Raw genomic sequence first — 22,674 nt, forward strand, 5'->3', positions numbered from 1 at the left:
GGACCCCCATGCCCGAGCGTCTTCGCCGCCGCCGCACCACGGGCTGGCGCGCACCCGACGGAGCCGTCTACGTCGGACGGCCCACCCGCTTCGCCAACCCCGCCCGCCTCATCCGCGCCGACCACGGCCTCGCCGTCCAGTGGGGCACCACCGGCAGCATCGTTGGCACCTGGCCCGCCGACGGCATCGAAGCCCGCCGCTACGCCACCGACCTCTACCGCACCTGGATCAACCAGCCCGAACAGGACTCGACCCGGGCCCTGTTCCGCGCCCTCCTCCACGGCCGCGACCTCCTGTGCTGGTGCCCCCTCCCCAAGCCCGGCCAACCCGACCACTGCCACGCTGCCGTACTCCTCGAACTCGCCAACCAGCCCACCGCCTGACTCCCGGTTCCACCACCACCCACGAAGGAGCAGCCCGCCCGTGAAGTCCCCGGTCCCGTACTTCGGCAGCAAGCAGCGCATCGCCCCCTGGATCGTGTCGCTGCTGCCCGCCCACGAGCACTACGTCGAACCGTTCTGCGGCGGCCTGTCCGTCCTGCTGGCGAAGACCCCGTCGAACATGGAGACCGTCAACGACCTCGACGGCGACCTGATGACGTTCTGGCGCGTCCTGCGGGACCGGCCGGCCGAACTCATCCGCGCCTGCGCGCTCACCCCGCACTCCCGCGTCGAGCTCGCGGACGCGCACGAGCCCGCCGCCGACGAGCTGGAGCTCGCCCGCCGCATCTGGTCCCGCCTCGCACAAGGCCGGTCCGGCACCCTACGGCAGACCGGGTGGCGGCACTACATCGCCCCCGCCGGCTCGTCGATCGGGATGCCCGGCTACATGGACGCCTACGTCGACCGGCTCGCCGCAGCTGCAGAACGCCTCCACCACGTTTCCCTCGAAGCCCTGCCCGCCCTCGACGTGATCGCCAAGTACGGCGCCGCGCGGGACGCCCTGCTGTACGTCGACCCGCCGTACCTCGGCAGCACCCGCCCGTGGTCGAACTACCGCGTCGAGATGAAGGGCGAGCAGGACCACCGCGACCTCGCGGCCGCACTCCAGGACTGCAAGGCCACCGTCGTCCTGTCCGGCTACGACAGCCCCCTGTACGCCGACCTGTACGCCGACTGGCACCGCTACGAGCAGCAGACCATGACCGGCAACGCCAAGACGGCGAAGGACCGCACCGAGGTCGTCTGGGCAAACCGTCCCCTCGCCGGCCAAGACGGCCTGTGGCCCGCCGCCTGATCCCTGCCCGCCTGACGCAACACAGCCGCCCCCGCGGGCAATGCGGGGGCGGCCACCCGGAGCCTACCCAGACAGGAGCACCACCCATGACCGACCTCCACGCCACCGCCGCCGAGACGATCCCCGCCCTCATGGCCAGCATCCAGGAGTACCGCGCCCTCCAGCAGCCCCTCGTTGACGCACTGCGGCTCATCCACGAGGACATGGACCGCGCCCACAAGGGCGGTGACGAGTGGGCCATGGAGTGGATGGGCGACGTCTGGTCCGGACTGCCCCTCGCCGTGCGGGCCGCGGCCGGGGATCAAGACGCGGCGCACGAGTACGCCGCCGGGGTCCGGGACGCCGCCCGCCAGGCCACCGCCCAACCGGCCACCGAGGCCGTCTGTGCCTGCGGGCATGCCGCCCACGCCCCGGGCACCGAGTGCGAGGACGGCGTCAACCACGGCTCGAAGCGCTGGCACCGCTGCCTCTGCCTCAACCTCGTCGACGCGGACTCGGCCTGCCCGCCGGACATGGACTGCCAGGGCGGCACGCTCGGCTACAGCGACGTGTGGCACCGCCAGCGTGCCGCCGCCCCGAACGCGGCCTTGGGCATCACCACCGAGCAGGCCCTCCGCGGGGCGGCAGCCCTGGGCGAGGCGATCCGCGCGACGCAGCCGTCCGGCGTCGACTTCTCCAGCCCGTCCGTCGGGCGGCAGGACACCCAGACCGCCGACGAGGAAGAGGCGGCCGCCGTACTCGAAGCCATGGCCATCAAGCTCGCCACCGGTAGTGACCCCGTCGAGCCGAGGCAGTTCCTCGCCGCCATGGCCGCCTACCGGGCCGCGATCCTCAACAGCGCCGCCGACGAGATCGAGCAGGAGAACGCCAGCTGTAACAGCGTTGTCCCCTGTCAGCCCTGCGCCACCCGCACCCACGCGGCCGCCAGCCTGCGCGGTCTCGCCGTCGGGAGCGCATCGTGACCACGGACCTCACCGCCAACCCGCAGCCCGAGTACCTGTACGAACTGTGGGACGTCAACTGGGACGACGGGCCCCTCGGCAACTGGAAGATCCTCCGCCACGAGATCACCCGCAAGACCGCCCGCCGGATCTACTTCACCCTCGACAACGGGCGCACCGGCTATCTCGACCGGAAGAAGATCGAATCGGAGGGCGAGATCTACCACGGCCGCACCTGCCGTCACCTCCACCTGACGCCCCCGGGCATCCCGCGTCCGCCCAAGCCGCCATCCCTGACGGAGCTACGCAAGGCCATGGCCGACGCACACCCCGACCGGGGCGGCAGCAGCGAAGCATTCATCGCCGCCCGGGCCCGCTACGAGCGCGCCCGCCGAGCCGCCGGGGCCGAGTCGTGACCTGGTGGGCATGGCTCCTCACCCTCTGGCTCACCGCCCAACTCCCCCTCGTACCCGCCTGGAACCTGGCCGTCCGACGACTGAAAGGCACACCCCGATGACCCAGCCCGAAGCCACCGAAGCCGAACTGTGGATGACCCTCCACGACGCCATGGACGGCAACCTCAGCATGTCCCGCCGCCGCAAGCTCATCACCGCCTACCGAGCCGCCGTACTCCGCACCGCCGCCGACGCACTGGACGACTCCGAAACGCTCCGCGACCTGACCGACGACCACATGCGTGACGTGAACGCCACCACCAACGAGCTCCGTCGCATGGCCGAGGAGGACCAGTGACCCAGCCCGACACCGAGCAGCTCCTCAACCTCGCCGACCGCGCCGAACGCGGGCCACTCACCCCGGACGAAGCCGCACGACTCCGCGACGGGATCACGAAGCTCGCCACCCACATCGACGAGTACCGCGACATGTGGCGCAGCAACATGCGCGCCATGGTCGAACAGGAGCAGCGCGCCGACCGCTACCGGACCGCGTGGACCAGCGCCCGCACCCGGGCCGAGGTCGCGCGACACGTCGCCCGCAGCAACCGCCGGCACGTCGCCGCGATCGTGCCCGACCTCGAAGCCGCCACCACCCGCGCCGAGCAGCTGGACGATCTCCTCCGCATCGCGAACGACACCTCGAACACCTCCGAGACTGAACGCGTCCGCGCAGTGGAACGCGCAGACCGGGCCACGGACGCCATCGCACGCGTCCGCGCCGAGTGCGACCGGATCGAGGCAGCAGTCCGCGACAGCGCCACCGACCAGGATCTCGCCGGCGGCTACCTCGCCTGCCTCCGCCACATCCGCGCCGCCCTCGACCCCCAGGAGCCCCAGCTGTGACCAACCTCCCGCCGTACAGCGGCCCCAACCCGACCTGCCCCAAGTGCAGCCACGACGAAGCCCTCACTGAGTACCGGGCGCACGGCGATTGCGTTCATGGCGACCTGATCGGTTCCATCGGATTCCAGCCGAACGAGCGGCTGCACCGCGAGTGCATGCGCTGCTCCTACGCCTGGGACGAGCAGCTCAACCCGCCCGACGTCGAGCCCGAGCCCGTATGCAACTGCACGTGGGGCGGGCTGGAGATTCGGCGCTGCCCCGGCCACGAGCCCCAGCCCGGGCCTGCCACCCACATCGGCGGCAACGCCGAGGACTGCCTCGCCTGTGAGGGCACCAACCCGCCGTACCCGTTCCTCTGCCCCGGACCCCAGGAGCCCCAGCCGTGAGCCGACTCCGCGCCCTCGTCTGGCGCGCCACCCGCCGCACAACCAACCGGCTGTACGACGCCCTCGCCGTCCTCGGCGGCTACTGCAACGACCACCCCGTCAAGAGCGGGATCCCGGACGGGACCGGCGGCTACCACCACTGGCGGTGCGCCTTCAAGCGCGGCCACACAGGCCACCACCGCTACCGCAACTACACGTGGGACGCGAACGGCACCACCGACTACCTGCCGATCGACCCGTTCCCCAGCCAGCCGTGGGAGCGGTCGTCCATCTCGACGAGGCGCCAGGCCCGCGAGAGGCGCCGCTGGGATGCCGACCAGTCCGCCCGCTTCCGAGCTGAGCGCCTCGCCCGCGGCGAGAAGTACTGACCCCGAACGCGCGAAGGGGCGCGCCCAGTCCGCCAAGACACCTGCGGGCGCGCCCCACACGGTGCAGTCACCGTACAGCCCACACCAGCCCCACGGAGCCACGATGACCACCACCGCCGCAGCCCAGCTCCAGACCATCGCCACCCTCTGGCCCGACCTCGACGACGCCCTCGGCACCCCCGTCGCCGCGACCTGGCCGCCCGCCGGCCTCCGCACCTACCTCGCCGCCCTGGAGCAGCACGACGCCACCGAGACGGCCGCCCTCCGCATGCTGGAGCGCTCCCCCGACCAGCTCGGCGCCCGGCCGGTCCCCGTCAACCTCCGGATCATGGACACCATGCGGACCGTCGAAGCCGCTCTCCACGAGACCGCCGACCAGATCGCCTCCGCCAACCAGCACGCCGTCGAGACATCCCACCCGCACCGCTGGCACTTCACCGGACGCCCCCGCGGCGCCGCCTGGACCGCCCTCTGGCTCAGCGCGAGGGCCGACAACGTGTTCTGGCCCGGCCGCGCCCTCACCGACGCTCAGGCGCGCCACCTGAGGCACGTCGCCCGCGAGGCTCTCCACCGCGTAGAGCAAGCGCTCGACCTCGCCGTCGAGCAGCGCGAGTTGGACGCCCAGCACCGATGCCCCTGCGGCGGGCGCATCGTCATCACCGGCGGCGCCGGCGACCAGCCCACCGCCCGCTGCCGCCAATGCGGCGCCTGGTGGACCGAGCGAGGCGTGGTCGCGGCCTGACCTGCACGCTTCCCGGCGCCGGGAAGCTTCCGGACAGCAGCAGGCCCCCGCCGGATACACCCGGACGGGGGCCACTGCACGGGCGCGGCTACGGGCGCCACGCCTCGTCGTAGTCGGGGTGGTCGGCATACGGCAGGGCAAGGGCCGCGAGGATTGGTGAGACCTCGGGGTAGCTGTCCCAGCCGCCCATCATCCGGCGCCGTTCGGCAACGAAACGTTCGTAGTCGGCGAGGATCCGCCGCTTGGCGTCGACCTCGGCGAGGACACGAGCCGGATCATGGCGGGCGATGTGCTCGGCGACCGCGCCGTCATCGGTCGTGAACAGCTCGGTGCCCACCTGGATGGTTGCCGAGAACGGCAGACTCCACTGCAGCTCGTTGCCGGACCCGTCCCACAGGACACCGCGAGCCGTTCGCTCGTCCTCGTCGAGGCGGGCCGTCAGGAACTCCACCAGATCCACGCTGCTACTCCTTCGGCTTCAGGTCGGTGCGGCGGCCCTGGGTCATCCCCGCCTGCCGCTTCGCCCAGTACTCGTCGAACCACGCCACCGGGTACTCCGGCCGGCTGCTCCCCGGACGGAACGCGGGCGCAGGCCAGCCCTCCTTGGGGTTCGTCGCGAGCCGGTGGATCAGCGTACGGCTGCGCCCCACCCGCTCCGCGAGCTTCGGAATGGTCATGGTCTCCCGCGGCTCCTCACTCTCCGGGGTCACGGACATGGGCACATCCTCTCGCGAGGTGTGGACATTGTCCACACTTCTCGCTACGGTCGAACCGGCAACAACGAAGGCCCCGGCCGGAGTTCGCAGCTCCACATGGCCGGGGCCAGACCCACCCACAACCTCACGAAGGAGCGGGTCCGTGTCCGAGCGTACCGACCAGCCTCCCAACGTCCACAGCCTCCTCGGCAAGCTCGCCGACCGCATCGAGGCCAAGCACCCCACCAAGGCCATCGACGAGCGCCTCGTCCTCGCGCAGGCCCTTGTTGTCGCCGAGCACACCTACGGCCCCACCGAGGCCGCCGACGCCGCCGAGCGCGCCCTCATCGACGCCCTCCCGCCCGTCCGCCCGGACGACACCCGTGCCGAGTACGCCACCCGCTGCCGCCTTGTCGGCCAGGAGGTCTCGGCCTGATGCGCACCCCGCTCATCGCCCCCGCGGTCACCCTGTCCGCCGGCTCCCTCGCCTGGACCACCTGGAGCCTCGTCGACCTCCTCGGCGCCGGCCCCTGGGGCATCACCGTCGCCGCCGGAGCCGACATCATCTGGGCCTCCGTCATCTGGGCCGAAGCCCGCAGCCTCCGAATCTGCGGCCACCGCTGGCCCGTCGCCGCCATCGGCTGGACCGCCCTCGCCGCCGTCGCAGCCTTCCTCGTCTGGCACGGCATCCAGCAGCACCACACCGCCATGGCCGTCGCCGGCCCGTTCCTCCCCCTCGGCGCCAAGGTCGTATGGCTGCTCGCCCTCGCGGACATGCGCGACCCCGCAGCGCTCACCGACGACGACCGCGCGCTGCTCGCCAACGAGGAGCGCGCCATGCGGTTCGAGGAAGCCCGGCACCGGCACGAGCTCCGCCGCCGCGAGATGGCCGCCGAGCGCCTCATCGCCGAGGTCGAGACCGACTTCACGATCGAGCTCGCCCGGCAGGACAAGGACCGCGAGCTTGCCCGCCGAGCACCGATCGCGATCGCCCCGATCACGGCCGAGCACGAGACGAGCACGATCGCGATCACCCCCGAGCAGCCCCACGCTTCGGAGCGCCCCGAACCCGCCCCGACCAGCACGATCGCCAATCGCGAGCAGAAGAGCATCGCCGACCTCGCCCGCGAACACGTCGCGATCCACCCGACCAACCCACCCGCCGTCGACGCGATCTGCTCGATCCGGCCCGACGCCGATCGCCCGTCCGTCGGCGCAGCCGTTCGCCGCGCCCGCCAGCAGCTCGACGCCCGCGGAGGCTACCGATGACCCCCACCCTCGGTGCCGTCCTCGTCGGCTTCGCGCTCCTCGTGTGGGAGCTGTTCGTCTGGTTCCCCGGCCTCAAGACCCTCCAGACCAACCTCATCGGCGCCGCCGGTGAGCTCCTGCCCTTCACCCTCTGCTGGTGCGTCGGCGCGCTCACCGTCATGGTCGTCGGCGGCCTCGTCGGCTGGATCGGCGACACCGCCCTGTGGGGCCTCAACACCTTCGGCGACGGCCTGTTGGTCTACGGCGTCGGCGCCCAGACCGGCACCGCCCCCGGCAGCACCGCAGCCCCACTCACCCAAGGCGGCCTGTTCATGACCGCGCTCGTCCTCGTCGGCTTCCTCGCCCGCCGCCACCGCGGCGCCAAGGCGTCGAAGTGGCGCGGCTGGGGCGCCGGCGTCGGACTCGGCCTCTCCGCCGGCATCGCCCGCTACGCCGCCGTCCCCCTCGCCTCCGCCGTCAACCTCTCCGGCGCCTGGCTCACCGGGATGATCTCGTGACCACCGAACAGCAGCCCGACGTCGTGGCGGGGGAGCAGCCGAGCAAGCTCGCAGGCGGCTGCGTCCTCGCCATCGGCGCCGCACTCGCCGGAGGCATCGCCTACACCGTCCCCGAGACCGCCTACTACACGGCCGGGCTCCTCACCGCCGCCGGCGTCCGCCGCGCCCGCACCTGGGCCGCCGGGCGCCGGGGCGGTGAGCAGCCGGAGGTCGAGGACGCCGTCGACATCGTCGCCGCCCTCCACGAGCTCTCCCCCGGCGGCACCGCGAACGTCCGCCTCACCCAGCTCGCCGAAGGGATCGGCCTGCCTGACACCCGGACCGTCCGGGCCCTCCTCGACGAAGCCAGCATCCCGATCAAGGAAGTCCGCACGGGCGGGAAGGTCGGGCCCGGCATCCACGTGACCGCCATCCCCCGCTCCTGCGGCGCCCCTCCCGACGGTTGTTGGTGCGCTGTGACCAGCAACAACAACACCAACAACACCCCCGAGGAGGAGCCCCGAGAGGGGTTCCGTGTAGAGCACATCGGCCACGCCGGAACCGTCGTCCACGACCCCGCCGAAACCCGCCGCCGCCACGCCACCACCACGAGGAGCGCCCGATGACCTACTGCGAGCACTGCGGCTGGTGGAGCCGCCCCCACTGCGGCCACTGACCGCCAGAACCCCCGGGCGTACCGTGGCCGCAGCACCCGATCGATTGCGGCCAGGCTGCGCCGCCTCGACGGAGGACCCAGCCCCGCCGGAACAGCGCCCGACGGGGCTTCCTCACGTCCCGATTCCGCATACCCGCCGCCATCCCCCAGGCACGCGCGATACGTTCACGACTCCGCCACACCAAGACCACAGCGAGGACACCGTGACGCAGCAGCCCTACCCGCCCCAACAGCCCAGCCCCAACCAGCAGTGGAGCCCGTCCCCCGGCCAGCCGTACCCCGGCGCACCGTACGGGCCTCCCCGCCCGCCGAAGAAGGGCATGGGCGCAGGCGCGATCGTCGCGATCGTCCTCGGCTCGCTCTTCGGCCTGTTCATCATCATCGGGGTCATCGGCGCGATCGTAAGCGACGACACCCACGCCAGCAGCGACAAGAGCAGCCCGGAACGCAGCACCGCCGCTGCGCCCGCGGCAAAGCCGTCCACGAAGGCGCCGGCCACCGCAGCTCCCGCGCAGAGCCAGGCTGACGAGTTCAAGGCGTTCGTGGCGAAGTCCGGTACCGACGCGGAGAAGGGCGCGATCAAGCACGTCGTCAAGGTCACGGGCGCGGACGACCAGAACAACATCCTGGACACCGCCGACATCTACACCGACTTCAAGGGTGGCCTGATGAGCGACGACGCTGGGAAGGCGAAGCTGATCGCTGCCGCGTTCGCGGACTGGAAGCACTCGAAGAACGGGCTCGTGACGGTGTACGGCGAGGACGGCCAGCTCATCACCAACGGAAAGTTCTGACGTGCGCGCGGCCAGGGTTGCGATGGACGAGACGTCTCGTCTACATTGAAGCCGTCTCCGGCGTGCCCGGAAACAAGCGCCAGGCCCCGACCCTCCCCCGTGTCGGGGCCTTCTTCATGACTCCGCCGTCCGGCGATGGGGCGTAGAGAGCCTCCAGGGTCCATGGGGCCCTGCGACGTCGGCGACCGGGCGGCGGCCCACCACCAGGAGGTGCCCATGCCCTTCCCCGACGGCACCCCCACCATCACCCTCACCGGCACCCTGCCCTGCCCCGTCGAAGGCACCGGATACGACGGGAAGATCGTCCTCACGCCCTCGTCGTACCTCGTCGACACCACCCGCGACGCCATCTACCTCGGCGGCGGAGAGAAGCCCATCGTCGACGGCGCGTTCTCCGCCACGATCGTCCCCAACGACGCCGCAGGCATCGGTCCATCCGGCTGGCGGTGGCTCATCAGCATCGAACCCACCGGCGCCCCCAAGCGAGCTTTCTGGGCGTACGTCGCGGGCACCGGCACCGTCGACATCTCCACCCTGATCGAGGTCCCCGCCCCCGACGGCGGATCGGCCGGCAGCGGCGCGGTGGCATCCGTGAACGGCAAGACCGGCGTGGTCGTCCTCACCTACGCGGACGTGGACGCCGAGCCCGAGGGCGCCGTCGCCGAACACGCCGCGGCCAGTGACCCGCACGGCGACCGCACGTGGGCCACCGGCGAGTTCGCGGCCAAGAGCGCCAACCTGTCCGACCTGGCCAGCGCCGCGACCGCCCGCACCAACCTCGGCCTCGGCGACGCGGCCACCCTCGACGTCGGCACCACCGCCGGCACCGTCGCGGCGGGCGATGACCCCCGGTTCAGCGAGGGCGGCGGTAGCAGCACAATCCGCACGGCGAGCGTCCGCATCACCGACGACGACCTGTCCGGCCTCCCCAACGTCGCCTCCTGGACCATCGTTCAGACATCGGCCGGCACCCAGCTGAAGTGCTCGATCACAGCCGCCGTCGGCGACCGGATCCGCGCCCTGGGCCTGTTCATGTACGACGGTGCGCACTTCCTCGACTGGAACATGCTCACCAGCGCGGGCGCCCTCGGCACCTACGCGGCGTCCGGCACGACCACGCCGCTCGGCGAGGGCAACCCGACCATGTACCCGTCGACCGCGTTCAAGGGCTACACGACCGCCGAGTTCTTCACCGTCGAAGCCGGCCACCTCAACGCCGGGCAGGTCACCGTGGCGCTCGCCCACCAAGGCACGAACGCCGGCAAGGTCTACGCCCACACCCTGTACCCGTGGCGGCTCCGCCTGGAGAACATCGGCCCCGAACCGGCCTGATCGGAGGTGCCTGGTGACGAATCAGTACCGCGTGGACAACTACAACACCCCCGTCACCGACGAGGAACGCGCCGAGATCCGCCGGCTCCACGCCGAAGGCCACGGCCGCAACGAGATCTCTCGCCGCGTCGGGCGCAGCGCCCGCACCATCAGCGCGCAGGCCGACCAGATGGGCCTCACCTTCGATCGCACCGCCACCGCCGCTGCGACCGAGGCCAAGGTCATCGACGCCCGCGCCCGCCGCGCCCGCATCATGGAGCAGCTCTACGACGTCATCGAGGCCGACCTCGCCTACCTGAAGAAGCCCGACACCTACGACCTCGTCGAGGTGTCCGCCGGCAAGGCCGTGCACTTCGCCACCGAGCGCCTCCCCGCACAAGACCGGCGCGCCCTGATCACCGGCATCAGCACCGCGATCACCGCCACGTCCCGCCTCGAAGCGCTCGAAGGCGACCCGGGCGTCGCCGGGGCCACTTCGCTGCTCCTCAACCTGTCCGATGCCTTCCGTCAGGCGGCCGGCCCCGTGGAGGACGACACCGGGGAGGGCTGATGCTCGACTCCCTCCCTCTGTCCGCCAAGCAGATCCGATCGATCGCCCACTCCACCGCCCGCATCAACTTGTGGCACGGCGCGATCCGCTCCGGGAAAACGATCGCGAGCCTGATCGCCTTCCTGATCGCGATCGCGAGCGCCCCCTCATCCGGCCTGATCGTGATCGTCGGGCGCTCGCTGCAGACCATCGAGCGCAACGTCCTCGACCCCCTTCAGGACGAAGTACTGTTCGGCCCCGTCGCCCGGCTCGTGCAGCACACCCGCGGCGCCACCACCGCGGTCATCCTCGGCCGCACCATCCACCTGATCGGCGCCGCCGACTCCCGTGCCGAAGGCAGGCTCCGCGGCCTCACCGCGTGCCTCGCTTACGTCGACGAGGCCACCCTCGTCCCCCGCGGGTTCTGGAACCAGCTCCTCGGCCGCCTGAGCGTCCCTGGGGCACGCCTCTTCGCTACCACCAACCCCGACAACCCTGGGCACTGGCTCCGCAAGGAGTTCATCAACCGCGCCGGCCACCTCGACCTCAGACACTGGCAGTTCACCCTCGACGACAACCCCTCGCTCGACCCGGCGTACGTCGCCGCGCTGAAGGCCGAGTACGTGGGCCTGTGGTACCGGCGGTTCATCCTCGGCCACTGGGTGCAGTCCGAGGGCGCGATCTACGAGATGTTCGACGCCGAGCGGCACGTCGTCCGTGAACTCCCGCACATCGAACGCTGGCTGTGCGACGCGATCGACTACGGCACCGTCAACCCGTTCGCCGACTTGCTGCTCGGCCTCGGCCGCGACAACCAGGGCCGCGCCGGGCTGTACGTGGTGTCGGAGTACAGGCACGACTCCCGGACCGCCCGCCGGCAGCTCACCGACTCCGAGTACTCCGCCGCCCGCCGCCGCTGGCTCGCGTCCGTCCCGCAGCCCCAAGCCGGGAACGTCCTCGGCGTACGCCCGGAATGGACCGTCGTCGACCCGTCCGCCGCCTCGTTCATCGAGCAGCTCCACCGCGACGGCGTCACCGGCGTCACCCCCGCCGACAACTCCGTCCTCGACGGCATCCGCGGCGTCGCCAACCTGCTCGCCTCCGAACGGCTGTTCATCCACGCCTCCGCCACCGGCCTCATCGACGAACTGCCCGGCTACTCGTGGGACGACGAGGCCGCGGAGAAGGGCGAGGACAAGCCGATCAAGCTCGAAGACCACTCCTGCGACGCCCTCAGGTACGGGGTGCGCACGACCGAGGCCCTGTGGCGGCCGCACATCCCAACCCTGGAGGTGGCCGCATGACCGTCGAAGAGGCTCTGCAGAGCGCCGTGCGACTGCTCCGGGCAGCCGAAACGGAGACCAACCTGGCGCTCATGGAGCGCCTCGACCAACTCGCCTGCTCATGGCTGGCCATCGCCAACCTGCTGATGGAAAGGGAGCGCGCCTGATGCCCCTGCCCTCCGGCAACCAGCAGTGGCCGCCGGCCGCGCTCGACCCGGTCCGCGACAAGCTGACCGTGTGGGACGCCTGGTACTGCGGCGACCCCAACGCCCTCTCAGCCGTCTACGGCGGCCAGGTCGGCAGCGACCCCGGCGGCACCGGGTTCTTCTCCTCCGAGCACGGAGGTTGGCGAGCAGCCGTCGGCCGCACCCTGCAGCGGTGGTTCTGGTCCCAGCCCACGCCCTCAGGAGAGCAGCGCGCCAAGCTGCACGTGCCGCTCGCCTCCGACATCGCCACCACCTCCTCGGCGCTGCTGTTCTCGGAGCCGCCGACAGTCAAGAGCGACGACACCACCACCGCCAGCCGGCTGGGTTACCTCGTCGACGACGGCCTGCACAGCACCCTCCTGGAGGCCGCCGAACTCGCGGCAGCGCTGGGCGGGGTGTACCTCCGCGTCGTCTGGGACAGGGAGGCCTACGACGCCCCGTGGCTCGACGCCCACCCGGCCAGCAACGCCGTCCCCGAATGGCAGTGGGGCCGCCTTGCCGCGGTCACGTTCTGGCGGGTCCTGGAGGCCGACGGCGACCGTGTCGTGCGCCACCTGGAGCGCCACGAGCCCGGGTTCATCCTCCACGGCCTCTACGAGGGCAGCCGCGACGACCTCGGCGTCCGGGTGCCGCTCACCGAGCACCCGGCCACCGCGGGCATCGCGCGCGCGCTCGGCCCGGCAGGGGACGCCATTCCGACCGGCATCAAGCAGCTCACCGCCGTGTACGTGCCGAACATGCGCCCGAATCGGTTGTGGCGCGGCAACCCCGCCGCTGCGCACCTCGGCCGCCCGGACATCGCCGGCGCGGAGCCGCTTCTCGACGCGCTCGACGAGGTGTACTCGTCGTGGATGCGGGACGTGGAGCTCGGCAAGGGCCGTGTCATCGTCCCGAGCGCCTACCTGGAGTCCAACGGGCCCGGCAAGGGCGCAAGCTGGGACCCCGACCGGCGCATCTACTCCACCCTCAACATGCTGCCTCGTTCGGGCGACGCCGCCACGATCGAGGCGGTGCAGTTCGAGATCCGGGTTGCCGAGCACCGCGACACGGCGCAGAACCTCGTGGAGCAGATCCTGCGCGGCGCCGGCTACTCATCGCAGACTTTCGGCGAGCAGGGGCAGGCCGCGGCCACCGCGACGGAGGTCGTGGCCCGGGAGCGGCAGAGCTTCACCACCCGCAACCGGAAGATCGTGTACTGGCGGCCGGCGCTCGCGCAGGCCATCGAGACCCTCCTCGCGGTCGACAAGGCAGTGTTCGGGTCGGGCGTCACGGTGGAGCAGCCGACGATCGAGTTCGGCGACTCCATCAGCGAGGACCCGAAGACTCTCGCCGAGACCGTCGAGCTCCTGAACCGGGCCGAGGCCGCATCCCGCGACACGCTCGTGCGAATGCAGCATCCGGACTGGGACGACGCGGACGTGAAGGCGGAGGTCGACCGGATCCTCGAGGAGACCGGCCAGCTGGTCGCCGATCCGACCCTGACCGGAGCGGAGGGCCCGTCCGATGCCGGTTTCCCCAGCGATGGCGGAGGATCTCGCCCGTGAGGTAGGCGCCCTCTACCGCGACGCCGAGGGCGCCCTTCTGGAGCTGCTTGCGCAGGCCCTGGAGGCCGACATCGAGTCCCCGCGGTGGGCCGAGCTGAAGCTGGCGGCCATCGGCAACCTTCGCGTGGCCGTCGAGGCTGTCGCCGAGGCGCTCCAGACCGACACCGACGGGGCCGTACGGCACGCCCTGGTGACCGCCTATAACCGGGGCAGGCAGGCAGCTGTGGCCGAGCTGGGGGCCCTCGACATAGGCCGGGAACTCGTCGCCCGCGACACGGTGCCGAACGCCTCCGCGGTCGATCGGCTCGCCGCGTCGCTGGCGGAGGACACCCGCCCGCTGTACACCCGGATCACCCGGGCCATCGTCGACATCTACCAGCGGATCGTGGCCCGCGTCTCCGGCACGCAGCTGCTGACGGGCATGACCCGGCGGCAGGCGTCCCAGAGGGCGCTCGACGAGTTCGCCGCCGCAGGGGTGACCGGGTTCGTCGACTCGGCCGGACGGCGCTGGGACATGGCCTCGTACGCGGAGATGGCGGTGCGTAGCGTGACGGCGCGCGCGGCGATCGACGGGCACGTCGATGCCCTCGCCGAGATCCGTGTCGGCTACGTGATCGTGTCGGATGCGCCGCTGGAGTGCCCGCTGTGCCGGCCGTGGGAGGGCGAGATCCTCACCCTCGGCCCGGAGACCGGGCCGCACACCGTGCGCCTGGAGCACGCGATCCAGCCAACCGGCCTGCGCGCTGCGGTCCGTCCGCCGGAGACGGTCGTCGTCCACGCCGCCGGGAGCCTCGTGGAGGCGCGCGCCGCGGGCCTCTTCCACCCGAACTGCCGGCACTCCCTGGGTGCCTATCTGCCCGGGGTGACGACGCGGCCTCCGCACCATGCGACGCCGGGCACGACGTACGCGGACACGCAGCGGCAGCGGCAGATCGAACGCCACATCCGCCGCTGGAAGCGCGTGCAGGCGGCCGCGATGGACGACAAGGCGCGGCGCCGCGCCGGGTCGTACGTCCGCAAGTGGCAGGCCGCGCAGCGCGAGCACGTGGCCGCGCATCCGCACCTTCGCCGCAAGCCCGCGCGCGAGCAGATCGGCGCCGCGCGCTGACCACCGGCCCGCCAGGTGCGGGCCTCTCACGCCCCAGGAGGGCACCCATGCAGACCCGCACGCTTCCCCGCGCCCACACGCCCGGCTGGGCCCACCCCTACGGCCGCGCCCCTTTCTCCCCGGTCTTCTATGCCGACGGAGGGGACGGCGCCGCCTCCGGATCCGCCCAGGCGCCCGCCGCGCCGGCCGCCGCTGACCCGGCACCGCAGCCGACCAGCGACGGGCAGCAGCCGCGCATGTACGACGCCGCGTACGTCGACGGCCTGCGCAAGGAAGCCGCGCAGTGGCGCACCAAGCTCCGCGAGTCCGAGCAGGCACAGGAGGCCCGCTTCACCGGCCTCATGGACCAGCTGAAGGCCGCCGGCATCAAGCTCGGCGACAAGCCCGACGCCGAGCAGCTCCAGGCCTCCCTCACCGCCGCGCAGTCCGAGCGCCGTGAAGCGCTCCTGCGCGCCGCCCTCTACGAGACCGCGTCCGAGCACGGCGCCAACCCCTCCGCGCTCCGCGACTCCGTGTCCTTCCTCGAATCGATCAAGGACATCGACCCCACCGACTCCGCAGCCCTGGTGGCCGCGGCCAAGGCGGCCCTCACCGCCAACCCCACCCTCTCCGCTGCTCCGGCTGGACCGGCGCGCGGTGGCGCTGACCTCTCTGGTGGAGGCGGCAACGAACCTCGGCAGCTCACCGAGGACGACCTCTCACGAATGACGCCCGAGCAGATCGTGGAGGCCCAGGACAAGGGCCTGCTGCGGAACCTGCTGGGCGGCTGACCCCAGAAGGAGGCCCCCGTGGCCATCACCCGCTTCCGGCCGGAGATCTGGAGCGCGCGCCTGCTCGTCGCATGGCGCAAGTCGCTCGTCTACGCAGGCCCCGGCATCGTCAACCGCAACTACGAGGGCGAGATCAGCGAGGCGGGCGACATCGTCCGCATCACGTCGATCTCCCGGCCGACGATCGGCGACTACGTGCCGAACTCGACGGTCATCACCCCCGAAGAGCTGACCGACGCGCAGCGCACCCTGGTCGTCGACCAGTGCAAGTACTTCGCCTTCAAGGTCGACGACGTCGACGCCCGGCAGGCGAAGGGCGACGTCATGCCGCAGGCGATGTCCGAGGCCGCCTACGGGCTGGCCGACGTCGTCGACCAGTACGTCGCCGGCCTGTACACCGGCGTCCAGGCCGCCAACGTCGTCTCCTCGGTCACCATCGACACCACGAACCCCACGTCGTGGGATGCCGAGGCCGCCAAGGCGTACAACGACATCCTCATCCCGCTGAAGGTCAAGCTCGACGAGGCCAACGTCCCCAAGCAGGGCCGCTACTGTGTGCTGCCGCCCTGGCTGGAGGGAGTCATGCTCCGCGACCCGCGGTTCGTGAAGGTCAACGAGTCCGGCACCGAGCAGGGCCTGCGCAACGGCATGGTCGCCCGCGCGGCCGGGTTCGACATCCTCACCTCGAACAACGTGCCCGTGCCGACGTCGAACAACTACATCATCACCGCGGGCGTGAACTCGGCCATCAGCTTCGCGGAGCAGATCAACAAGACCGAGGCCTACCGCCCCGAGAGCTCGTTCTCGGACGCCGTCAAGGGTCTGGCGCTGTACGGCGCCAAGCTCATCCGCCCCGACTCGCTGGCTTACGCCACCGCCGTCCTGTCCTGATCGGAGGCCCTCGATGGCAACCACCCAGCTCACCTACTCGCCGCTCGTCCCGAACAGCAACCTGACGCAGCCCGCGGGCACGTCGCTGGTCGCGGCGCCGACGAACAACATGCAGCTCGCCGGCGCCAAGCCGGAGCTGACCGTCCTTCGGGTCACGAACACCGACGACGACACCAACCTGACCTTCACCGTGAAGGCGGGCGACATGCCGCCGGCGATCGCTGCCGGACAGGGCGACCTGGCCGTGACGGTCGCGTTCGGCACGGCCGAGCTCATCGGCCCGTTCGAGTCCGGCCGGTTCCTGCAGTCCGACGGCTCGATGCTCTTCGAGTCGTCGACGACGACCGGCGCGATCACCGTCCTGCGAGTGCCGAGGAACACCTGACATGGCCGAGACGATCCACATCCGGGGAGAGGGCGGAGCCGTCATCGCGATGGACCTGCCTCTCCCCGATGGCATCGCGGACCGGCTCACCAAGGGCCTGCTCCGCCGCGTCAACGCCGACGGCACGCCGTACATCGAGCAGGACGGTGCCGGCGTGCCCGCTCCGCCCGCGGAGGCGCCGGCCAAGAGCGCTCCGAAGGCGGAGTGGGTCGGCTGGGCGGCTGCCCAGGGCGCCGACCCGGAGGACGCCGACGGGATGACCAAGGCGGACCTGATCGAGGCGTACGGAGGTGACTCCTGATGACCGTGACCTCGGACTTCGGGATCCGGGCCAGCGTCCGCAGCACGAAGGCGCTGGACCTGTCCACCGCGGCGGATCCGCTCGACTTCGTCCGCGGCGTCCACCTCGAGAGCGGCACGGGAGCAGGGAAGGCGGACCTCGTCTTCCACGACCGGCGGACCCTGGCCGCGTCGGCGGACGAGACCCTCGACCTCGCGGGCGTCCTCACCGACGCGTACGGGGCGGCGATCACGTTCGCCCGGATCAAGTTCATCGCGATCTCCGCCGCCTCCGGCAACACCAACAACGTGGTCGTCGGCGCGAACGGGTCGAACGACTGGGTGGGCCTCCTCAACGCGGCCGGAACCCTGACGCTCCGCCCGGGCGCCACGTTCGCCGCGATGGCCGGCAGCACGGACGCCACCGGCATGGCGGTGGCCGCCGGTACAGAGGACCTGCTGAAGGTCGCCAACTCCGGTTCCGGGACGTCGGTCACGTACGACATCGTCATCGTCGGCGCGTCCGCCTGAAGGAGGTGGTGGCTGTGGCGCGTGTCTACGCCACCAGCTCGCAGTACCAGGAGTACACCGGGGAGGCGCCGCCGACCGACATCGACGTGCGCCTCCGCCGCGCCTCGGCGTTCCTCGACAGCCAGGTGTTCCGGCTGTGTGTGTACGACACCGACGCCACCACGGGCATGCCCACGAACGCGCTCGTTCTGGAGGCCTTCGCCAACGCCTGCTGCGCGCAGGTCGAGTGGGGCGTCCAGGTCGGCGACGTGACGGGCGCGGCCGGGGTCGGCTGGGGCACGGTCGAGATCGGCACGGCCAAGCTGTCCCGCTCGGTCACCTCGACGTCCGGGGACGAGGCGCCGGGGCGTCAGATCGCCCCGGCGGTGTGGGACGCGCTGCGGTCGCCGGACCTGACGCCGGACATCCTGTGGGTCGGGGCGGTGACGACGTGCTGACGCCCCTGCCCGCGTTCATGCTGGGCCACTCGGTGGTGGTGGAGCCGTACCTGGGGCGCACTTCGGTGGGCCCCAGGTACGGGCCGGCGGTCACGGTGGCGTGCTTCGTGGACGAGCAGACGCGGACCGTGCGGGACCCGGCTGGCCGCGAGGTCGTGTCGAGCAGCACGTTCTACGCCCGCCCGGGCCTGGACTGCCCGGCCGACTCCCGCGTCACGCTGCCCTCCGGCCGCCGGACGACGGTCATCGCGGTCCTGGACCGGTCCGGCGGCGGCATGCCCACCCCGGATCATGTGGAGGTGCAGCTGCTGTGAGCCCCCAGTACACGCGGTTCACCCCCGGCAACGCCCGCCGCCAGTGGACCGGCCGTGGTCGCCGTCTGGCGGAGGAGGGCCTCCAACGCGGCCTCGAGCACGTTCTGTTCGAGGCTCAGAAGATCGTCCCCTTGGACGAGGGCACCCTGGAGCGGTCCGGGCGGGTCGTCCGCGAGGGCCTGAACGGGGCCGTGGTCTTCGACACCGTGTACGCCGTCCGGCAGCACGAGGAGCTCACCTGGAAGCACCTGCCAGGCCGCATGGCCAAGTACCTGGAGATCCCGATGAACCGCGAGCGGGACGTCGTTCTGCGGCTCATGGCGGTGCCGCTGCGGAGGTGGCTGCGTGGATGAGACGGATCTCCTCGACGGTCTCGCCCGCTACCTCGCCGAGCGGGGCCTCGTCACCTACACCAGCGGTGGCGATCTCACCGACGACTGCTTCCTGGAGCACATGCCGGCCGAGCCGGACGAGGCCGTCGTCCTCACGATCTACGACGACCGCACCGAGCCTGACTCGCTGCTGCCGTACGACGAGCCGCGCGTCCAGGTCCGCGTGCGCGGCACGACGGATCCGCGGGTGTCGCGCCTCCGGTGCGCTGCGATCCGTTCCCATCTGCACGGCCTCGGCCCGGTGATTCTGCCGGACGGCACCCACCTGATCTTGTCGGTCTCCATTCAGGCCGCGCCCGCGTCGATGGGTGTCGACAACAACCAGCGGCACGAGCACGTCTGCAACTTCCGCATGGAGATCCGGCAGACCAGCCTGCACCGCCCCTGACTCACCCCACCCAGCTCAGCCCGCCCACCGACCGGCGCGGGCCCCTTCGTCATGCTCCGGAGGAGACATGCCCGCTCAGAAATACAACGCCCGAGACTGCCGGTTCCAGATCGAGGACTTCCTCAATCCCGGCACCTGGACCGAGTTCCGCACGGCCCTGAACGGGTCCACCGAGGGCGGCATCAACACCTTCACCCTGTCGTACGAGTACGAGACGACCGACACCACCACGTTCGGCAGCAACGGGCGCGCCGAGTCGCAGAACATGCAGGAAGGCATGTCGATCACCCTGGAGGGGTTCCGGCTGAAGGACCCTTCCACCGGCGCCCTCGACGCTGCCCAGAGTCTGGCTGAGCTGCAGGCCGCCCGGCTCGGCAACGACTCCCTGACCGGCTTCCGCTTCGCCGCGCCCGGGGACACCGACTGGACCGTGTGGGCCGACGCCCACTTCCAGCTCGGCGACACCGGCGGCGGCAACAACGACAAGGCGTCGTGGTCCGTCACCGTGACCCGTTCCGGCCCGTCGACGTCGGTGGCGATCGCGTGACGAACAGCTCCTGGGACGACTTCAAGCGCGAGGTCTTCGGCGCCCGCACGGAGACCATCGAGGGCGTCGAGGTGCGCGTCCCCGCCGACGTGCCGTTCGGGTTCGAGCAGCGCCTCGCCGAACTCACCGATTCCGCCGAGCAGGAGGACGTCGAAGAACTCGTCGCGGTCCTGTTCGGCCCCGACACTTTCGACCAGCTCACCGAAGCGGGCGTGGGCCAGATCGGCATGCTGACGATTCTGACGTGGGGCATGGCGCGCGCGAGCGGCAACGCGATCACGTTTCAGCAGGCCTACGAGGCGATCACCAGCGGCGACCTGGGAAAAGCGTTTCCGCAGACCCCGCAGAACCGAGCCGAGCGCAGAGGGCAGTCGAAGAGCACTGGTGGGCGGTCGAAGCCGACTTCGCGCGCGAGTACCGGCTCGGCCCGCAGGACATCGCGGGCCTGAGCCGGCGCCGGTTCTGGGTCCTCCTCAACGGCCTCTCGCCGGAGTCCGTGTTCCGGCACGTCGCCGGTGACGAGCTCTCCGTCGTCGACGACCCCGACCTGATCCGGGCCGCTCTGCGGTCCCTCTGACCCTGTAGGAGGCCCGGATGTCGCTCACGATCGGCGACCTCGTCGGCTACATCCGCGCCGACGGCTCCGACTTCGAGCGCAACCTGGCGCGCTCCCAGCTGAGTATGGAGGGCTTCCAGCTTGGCGTCGACGGCCGGCTCCGCGACATCAGCGGCCGGTTCGTCGACGAGGCGCAGGTGATGGGCCGGGCGCTCGCGGACGGGTTCACGGAGGCCGAGCGTGAGGGCACCCGGATCACGACCGTCTTCGACAGCGTGGCGCATGCCCAGTCGCGGACGCTGCGGGGCCGGGTGCGTGCGGTGCAGGCGGCTGCGCGGCGGATGGGCAGCACGCTGGAGCGGGTTGCCGACCGGGTTGAGCGAGCCTGGAGCAGGATCGACTGGAGGAAGATCGGCGGCGGGGCGGTCGGGCTGGGCAAGATCCTGGCCAACTTCACCAAGATCAGTGCTGCCCTCGGCGGCGTGCTGCAGGGAGCCGCCGGCGTGGCTGCGGCTGTGGCGGAGATCGGGCCAGCTGCGGGGGTCGCGGTTTCCGGCCTGATCGCAGTGCGCCTGGCCGCGGTCGCTTTGAAGCTGGGCATGGTCGGTGTTGAGGACGCGGTGACGGCTGCGCTGGACCCGTCGAAGACCAAGGAGTTCAACGAGGCGCTGAAGAAGCTGTCCCCGTCGGCGCAGGCGTTCGCGAAGCAGGTAAAGGCCCTCGCGCCCGAGTTCAAGCGGCTTCAGCAGGACGTTCAGGAGCGTCTGTTCAAGGGCCTCGACGGGGTCCTGAAGGACATGGGTAAGACCACGCTGCCTGTTCTCCGCAATGGGCTCGTGAACGCGTCTGGTGCGCTGAACCTGATGGCGAAGAACGTCGGCAACACCGCTGTTGGCCTGTCTAAGTCCGGGACACTCGGCACGGCCATTTCTTGGGCCAACCAGGGGCTGTTCAACTTGTCCCGGATTCCGGGTCAGATCGTGCAGGGTCTCGTTCAGATTGGCGCTGCGGCTGGCCCGTCGTTCGCGAAGCTGACAGGCGCGGCAGGGAAAGCGTTCGACAAGTTCGCCGACAAGATGCAGAAGGCGTTCGAGTCCGGTGCGATGCAGCGGGCCATTGAGGAGGCCATCAGGGCGGTCGGGCAGCTGCTGCGCGTCGTCGGTAACTTCGCCAGGGGCGTCAGGAACATCTTCTCCGGCATTACGCAGGATGGCGGCGGCCTGTTCGACATCCTGGAGAAGATCAGCGCAGCGTTCATGCGGCTGACGGCCAGCAAGGAATTCCAGTCGATCCTCAATCAGCTGTCGATGACGGCTGGCACTCTGGTGGATGCGATCCTGCCGCTGCTGCTGGAGGCGTTCCGCCAGCTCGCCCCGGTCATCGAGGCGCTGGCGCCGGTTGTCAGGGAGTTCATTGAGAAGATCGGCCCCGAGCTCATCCCCGTCATCCAGGAGCTCGGCCCGGTCCTCGTGGACATCGCGAAGATCCTGGAGGAGCAGCTGCCCTTCGCGATCCTTCTCACCACCACGCTGCTCCAGGTCCTCGTGATCGCCCTGCGCGCCGTGCACTGGGTCCTGCAGAACGTGGTCATCCCGGTGGTCACCTGGCTGCGGAAGATCTTCGAGAGCGACTTCGTGCAGTCCCTCGGGCAGGCAACGAAGGCGATCACCGCTTTCGTCCGGCACGCGCTGTCCAGCTGGGAAAACTTCAAGCGCACCGTGACCACCATCATGAGCGTGCTTCTGGTCGCCGTAGTCGACCGGGTGAACAAGATCCGCAACTACCTCGTCGACGGCGTACTGCAGGCGGTCAACCGCGCCGCCTCCTACTTCCAGGGCCTTCCCAGCCAGATCCTGGCCGCGCTCGGCGACATCGGGAACCTGCTCTACGGAGCCGGACAGCGCATCATCGGCGGCTTCATGGCCGGCATCCGGTCCAGCCTCGGTCCGCTGCGCGCGCAGCTGAGCGCCGTCACGAGCATGATCCCGGACTGGAAGGGTCCTGCCGAGCGCGACGCCCGCTTGCTCACCCCGGCTGGCCGCAGCGTGATGCAGGGCTTCATGGGCGGCATCGCCTCCCAGGTGCCGGCGCTGCAGCGGCAGCTTGCCGGTATCACGACGGGCCTGCCTGGCATGGCGATGGGCGCCGGGGCGGGCGCGTACGGCAACACGGCAGCCGCGGCCCAGCGGCCGATCGTCATCCAACTCACCGGCCCCGGCCTGAAAGACGTCATCCGCGACATCGTCCAGGTCGACGGCGGCGACGTCCAAGTCTCCCTCGGCCGATAACAACATCAGG

General features: G+C 71.0%; 34 protein-coding genes. 32 read left to right on the plus strand and 2 right to left on the minus strand.

Annotated features, from left to right (window positions below):
• The first annotated feature begins 8 nt into the window (after positions 1-8).
• The 9 genes from ESG85_RS07570 (at position 9) to ESG85_RS36555 (ending at position 4,974) form a co-directional block, all read left to right on the plus strand.
• On the plus strand, positions 9-383 hold the full coding sequence (locus tag ESG85_RS07570; protein WP_128977259.1) for a DUF4326 domain-containing protein: 375 nt from the start codon (positions 9-11) through the stop codon (positions 381-383).
• 40 nt (positions 384-423) lie between these two features.
• Positions 424-1,236, plus strand: coding sequence for a DNA adenine methylase (locus ESG85_RS07575; RefSeq protein ID WP_128977260.1), 813 nt, complete (start codon positions 424-426; stop codon positions 1,234-1,236).
• An 86-nt stretch (positions 1,237-1,322) separates the two neighbouring features.
• A complete protein-coding gene (locus tag ESG85_RS07580; protein ID WP_128977261.1) occupies positions 1,323-2,198 on the plus strand; it encodes a hypothetical protein in 876 nt (291 codons plus the stop codon).
• Positions 2,195-2,593: a hypothetical protein gene (locus ESG85_RS07585; RefSeq protein ID WP_128977262.1), complete on the plus strand. Its 399-nt coding sequence runs from the start codon at positions 2,195-2,197 to the stop codon at positions 2,591-2,593. The genes ESG85_RS07580 and ESG85_RS07585 overlap by 4 nt, the downstream gene beginning before the upstream one ends.
• A gap of 97 nt (positions 2,594-2,690) precedes the next feature.
• Positions 2,691-2,930 carry a hypothetical protein gene (locus tag ESG85_RS07590; protein WP_128977263.1) on the plus strand — a complete coding sequence of 80 codons (240 nt, stop codon included), beginning with the start codon at positions 2,691-2,693 and terminating at the stop codon, positions 2,928-2,930.
• On the plus strand, positions 2,927-3,478 hold the full coding sequence (locus ESG85_RS07595; protein WP_128977264.1) for a hypothetical protein: 552 nt from the start codon (positions 2,927-2,929) through the stop codon (positions 3,476-3,478). The genes ESG85_RS07590 and ESG85_RS07595 overlap by 4 nt, the downstream gene beginning before the upstream one ends.
• Positions 3,475-3,864, plus strand: a complete 390-nt coding sequence (locus ESG85_RS07600; protein ID WP_128977265.1) for a hypothetical protein — start codon at positions 3,475-3,477, stop codon at positions 3,862-3,864. Before ESG85_RS07595 ends, ESG85_RS07600 begins: the two co-directional genes overlap by 4 nt.
• A complete protein-coding gene (locus ESG85_RS07605; protein WP_128977266.1) occupies positions 3,861-4,232 on the plus strand; it encodes a hypothetical protein in 372 nt (123 codons plus the stop codon). Before ESG85_RS07600 ends, ESG85_RS07605 begins: the two co-directional genes overlap by 4 nt.
• 103 nt (positions 4,233-4,335) lie before the next feature.
• Positions 4,336-4,974: a hypothetical protein gene (locus ESG85_RS36555; RefSeq protein WP_128977267.1), complete on the plus strand. Its 639-nt coding sequence runs from the start codon at positions 4,336-4,338 to the stop codon at positions 4,972-4,974.
• Positions 4,975-5,062: 88 nt separating this feature from the next.
• On the opposite strand, the gene ESG85_RS07615 is transcribed toward ESG85_RS36555, so the two are convergent.
• A complete protein-coding gene (locus tag ESG85_RS07615; protein WP_128977268.1) occupies positions 5,063-5,434 on the minus strand; it encodes a DUF6221 family protein in 372 nt (123 codons plus the stop codon).
• A gap of 4 nt (positions 5,435-5,438) precedes the next feature.
• Positions 5,439-5,651 (minus strand): hypothetical protein, encoded by a 213-nt coding sequence (locus ESG85_RS07620; protein ID WP_128977269.1) that lies wholly within the window; start codon positions 5,649-5,651, stop codon positions 5,439-5,441.
• 181 nt (positions 5,652-5,832) lie between these two features.
• Here ESG85_RS07620 and ESG85_RS07625 point away from each other — a divergent pair, with 181 nt between their 5' ends.
• From ESG85_RS07625 to ESG85_RS07730, 23 genes are all read left to right on the plus strand, one after another.
• Complete coding sequence (locus ESG85_RS07625; protein WP_128977270.1) at positions 5,833-6,105, plus strand: hypothetical protein; 273 nt, start codon at positions 5,833-5,835, stop codon at positions 6,103-6,105.
• Complete coding sequence (locus ESG85_RS07630; protein WP_128977271.1) at positions 6,105-6,938, plus strand: hypothetical protein; 834 nt, start codon at positions 6,105-6,107, stop codon at positions 6,936-6,938. The genes ESG85_RS07625 and ESG85_RS07630 overlap by 1 nt, the downstream gene beginning before the upstream one ends.
• Positions 6,935-7,435, plus strand: a complete 501-nt coding sequence (locus ESG85_RS07635) for a hypothetical protein (RefSeq protein ID WP_128977272.1) — start codon at positions 6,935-6,937, stop codon at positions 7,433-7,435. The genes ESG85_RS07630 and ESG85_RS07635 overlap by 4 nt, the downstream gene beginning before the upstream one ends.
• A complete protein-coding gene (locus tag ESG85_RS07640; protein ID WP_128977273.1) occupies positions 7,432-8,040 on the plus strand; it encodes a hypothetical protein in 609 nt (202 codons plus the stop codon). Before ESG85_RS07635 ends, ESG85_RS07640 begins: the two co-directional genes overlap by 4 nt.
• Before the next feature lie 253 nt (positions 8,041-8,293).
• Positions 8,294-8,884: a hypothetical protein gene (locus ESG85_RS07645; protein WP_246094868.1), complete on the plus strand. Its 591-nt coding sequence runs from the start codon at positions 8,294-8,296 to the stop codon at positions 8,882-8,884.
• A gap of 216 nt (positions 8,885-9,100) precedes the next feature.
• Positions 9,101-10,216 (plus strand): hypothetical protein, encoded by a 1,116-nt coding sequence (locus tag ESG85_RS35285; protein ID WP_181018986.1) that lies wholly within the window; start codon positions 9,101-9,103, stop codon positions 10,214-10,216.
• 13 nt (positions 10,217-10,229) lie between these two features.
• Positions 10,230-10,766 (plus strand): helix-turn-helix domain-containing protein, encoded by a 537-nt coding sequence (locus ESG85_RS07655; protein WP_219825167.1) that lies wholly within the window; start codon positions 10,230-10,232, stop codon positions 10,764-10,766.
• Positions 10,766-12,049, plus strand: coding sequence for a PBSX family phage terminase large subunit (locus ESG85_RS07660; protein WP_128977274.1), 1,284 nt, complete (start codon positions 10,766-10,768; stop codon positions 12,047-12,049). Before ESG85_RS07655 ends, ESG85_RS07660 begins: the two co-directional genes overlap by 1 nt.
• The gene (locus ESG85_RS34885; protein ID WP_164986186.1) at positions 12,046-12,195 is read left to right on the plus strand and encodes a hypothetical protein; all 150 of its coding nucleotides are present in this window, start codon (positions 12,046-12,048) and stop codon (positions 12,193-12,195) included. The genes ESG85_RS07660 and ESG85_RS34885 overlap by 4 nt, the downstream gene beginning before the upstream one ends.
• Positions 12,195-13,778 carry a phage portal protein gene (locus ESG85_RS07665; protein ID WP_128977275.1) on the plus strand — a complete coding sequence of 528 codons (1,584 nt, stop codon included), beginning with the start codon at positions 12,195-12,197 and terminating at the stop codon, positions 13,776-13,778. The genes ESG85_RS34885 and ESG85_RS07665 overlap by 1 nt, the downstream gene beginning before the upstream one ends.
• On the plus strand, positions 13,738-14,886 hold the full coding sequence (locus tag ESG85_RS07670) for a phage minor capsid protein (protein ID WP_128977276.1): 1,149 nt from the start codon (positions 13,738-13,740) through the stop codon (positions 14,884-14,886). Before ESG85_RS07665 ends, ESG85_RS07670 begins: the two co-directional genes overlap by 41 nt.
• A gap of 47 nt (positions 14,887-14,933) precedes the next feature.
• Positions 14,934-15,656 carry a hypothetical protein gene (locus ESG85_RS07675; protein WP_128977277.1) on the plus strand — a complete coding sequence of 241 codons (723 nt, stop codon included), beginning with the start codon at positions 14,934-14,936 and terminating at the stop codon, positions 15,654-15,656.
• 18 nt (positions 15,657-15,674) lie between these two features.
• Positions 15,675-16,547, plus strand: a complete 873-nt coding sequence (locus ESG85_RS07680; protein ID WP_128977278.1) for a phage major capsid protein — start codon at positions 15,675-15,677, stop codon at positions 16,545-16,547.
• A 13-nt stretch (positions 16,548-16,560) separates the two neighbouring features.
• Complete coding sequence (locus ESG85_RS07685; RefSeq protein ID WP_128977279.1) at positions 16,561-16,932, plus strand: hypothetical protein; 372 nt, start codon at positions 16,561-16,563, stop codon at positions 16,930-16,932.
• A gap of 1 nt (position 16,933) precedes the next feature.
• Entirely contained in the window at positions 16,934-17,233 is a 300-nt protein-coding gene (locus tag ESG85_RS07690; RefSeq protein ID WP_128977280.1) for a hypothetical protein, read from the plus strand.
• Positions 17,233-17,742: a hypothetical protein gene (locus ESG85_RS07695; RefSeq protein ID WP_128977281.1), complete on the plus strand. Its 510-nt coding sequence runs from the start codon at positions 17,233-17,235 to the stop codon at positions 17,740-17,742. The genes ESG85_RS07690 and ESG85_RS07695 overlap by 1 nt, the downstream gene beginning before the upstream one ends.
• Before the next feature lie 14 nt (positions 17,743-17,756).
• On the plus strand, positions 17,757-18,179 hold the full coding sequence (locus tag ESG85_RS07700) for a hypothetical protein (protein ID WP_128977282.1): 423 nt from the start codon (positions 17,757-17,759) through the stop codon (positions 18,177-18,179).
• On the plus strand, positions 18,173-18,493 hold the full coding sequence (locus ESG85_RS07705; RefSeq protein ID WP_246094869.1) for a hypothetical protein: 321 nt from the start codon (positions 18,173-18,175) through the stop codon (positions 18,491-18,493). Before ESG85_RS07700 ends, ESG85_RS07705 begins: the two co-directional genes overlap by 7 nt.
• Positions 18,490-18,846, plus strand: a complete 357-nt coding sequence (locus ESG85_RS07710; RefSeq protein WP_246094870.1) for a minor capsid protein — start codon at positions 18,490-18,492, stop codon at positions 18,844-18,846. The genes ESG85_RS07705 and ESG85_RS07710 overlap by 4 nt, the downstream gene beginning before the upstream one ends.
• On the plus strand, positions 18,839-19,273 hold the full coding sequence (locus ESG85_RS07715) for a minor capsid protein (RefSeq protein ID WP_128977283.1): 435 nt from the start codon (positions 18,839-18,841) through the stop codon (positions 19,271-19,273). Before ESG85_RS07710 ends, ESG85_RS07715 begins: the two co-directional genes overlap by 8 nt.
• A gap of 67 nt (positions 19,274-19,340) precedes the next feature.
• The gene (locus ESG85_RS07720) at positions 19,341-19,820 is read left to right on the plus strand and encodes a phage tail tube protein (RefSeq protein WP_128977284.1); all 480 of its coding nucleotides are present in this window, start codon (positions 19,341-19,343) and stop codon (positions 19,818-19,820) included.
• Complete coding sequence (locus ESG85_RS07725; RefSeq protein ID WP_128977285.1) at positions 19,817-20,269, plus strand: hypothetical protein; 453 nt, start codon at positions 19,817-19,819, stop codon at positions 20,267-20,269. Before ESG85_RS07720 ends, ESG85_RS07725 begins: the two co-directional genes overlap by 4 nt.
• Before the next feature lie 145 nt (positions 20,270-20,414).
• A complete protein-coding gene (locus ESG85_RS07730) occupies positions 20,415-22,664 on the plus strand; it encodes a phage tail protein (protein WP_128977286.1) in 2,250 nt (749 codons plus the stop codon).
• Positions 22,665-22,674 lie beyond the last annotated feature (10 nt).

Origin of the sequence: Streptomyces roseicoloratus, assembly GCF_004117935.1 — a bacterium.
Lineage (GTDB): Bacteria > Actinomycetota > Actinomycetes > Streptomycetales > Streptomycetaceae > Streptomyces > Streptomyces roseicoloratus.

Coding starts and splice junctions, on each gene's coding strand:
- ESG85_RS07630 (WP_128977271.1), top strand. CDS start 6,105: ATGCGCACCCCGCTCATCGCCCCCGCGGTCACCCTGTCCGCCGGCTCC.
- ESG85_RS07685 (WP_128977279.1), top strand. CDS start 16,561: ATGGCAACCACCCAGCTCACCTACTCGCCGCTCGTCCCGAACAGCAAC.
- ESG85_RS07570 (WP_128977259.1), top strand. CDS start 9: ATGCCCGAGCGTCTTCGCCGCCGCCGCACCACGGGCTGGCGCGCACCC.
- ESG85_RS07590 (WP_128977263.1), top strand. CDS start 2,691: ATGACCCAGCCCGAAGCCACCGAAGCCGAACTGTGGATGACCCTCCAC.
- ESG85_RS07720 (WP_128977284.1), top strand. CDS start 19,341: ATGCCCGCTCAGAAATACAACGCCCGAGACTGCCGGTTCCAGATCGAG.
- ESG85_RS07665 (WP_128977275.1), top strand. CDS start 12,195: ATGCCCCTGCCCTCCGGCAACCAGCAGTGGCCGCCGGCCGCGCTCGAC.
- ESG85_RS07660 (WP_128977274.1), top strand. CDS start 10,766: ATGCTCGACTCCCTCCCTCTGTCCGCCAAGCAGATCCGATCGATCGCC.
- ESG85_RS07695 (WP_128977281.1), top strand. CDS start 17,233: ATGACCGTGACCTCGGACTTCGGGATCCGGGCCAGCGTCCGCAGCACG.
- ESG85_RS07670 (WP_128977276.1), top strand. CDS start 13,738: ATGCCGGTTTCCCCAGCGATGGCGGAGGATCTCGCCCGTGAGGTAGGC.
- ESG85_RS07690 (WP_128977280.1), top strand. CDS start 16,934: ATGGCCGAGACGATCCACATCCGGGGAGAGGGCGGAGCCGTCATCGCG.
- ESG85_RS35285 (WP_181018986.1), top strand. CDS start 9,101: ATGCCCTTCCCCGACGGCACCCCCACCATCACCCTCACCGGCACCCTG.
- ESG85_RS07730 (WP_128977286.1), top strand. CDS start 20,415: ATGTCGCTCACGATCGGCGACCTCGTCGGCTACATCCGCGCCGACGGC.
- ESG85_RS34885 (WP_164986186.1), top strand. CDS start 12,046: ATGACCGTCGAAGAGGCTCTGCAGAGCGCCGTGCGACTGCTCCGGGCA.
- ESG85_RS07620 (WP_128977269.1), bottom strand. CDS start 5,651: ATGACCATTCCGAAGCTCGCGGAGCGGGTGGGGCGCAGCCGTACGCTG.
- ESG85_RS07635 (WP_128977272.1), top strand. CDS start 6,935: ATGACCCCCACCCTCGGTGCCGTCCTCGTCGGCTTCGCGCTCCTCGTG.
- ESG85_RS07675 (WP_128977277.1), top strand. CDS start 14,934: ATGCAGACCCGCACGCTTCCCCGCGCCCACACGCCCGGCTGGGCCCAC.
- ESG85_RS36555 (WP_128977267.1), top strand. CDS start 4,336: ATGACCACCACCGCCGCAGCCCAGCTCCAGACCATCGCCACCCTCTGG.
- ESG85_RS07580 (WP_128977261.1), top strand. CDS start 1,323: ATGACCGACCTCCACGCCACCGCCGCCGAGACGATCCCCGCCCTCATG.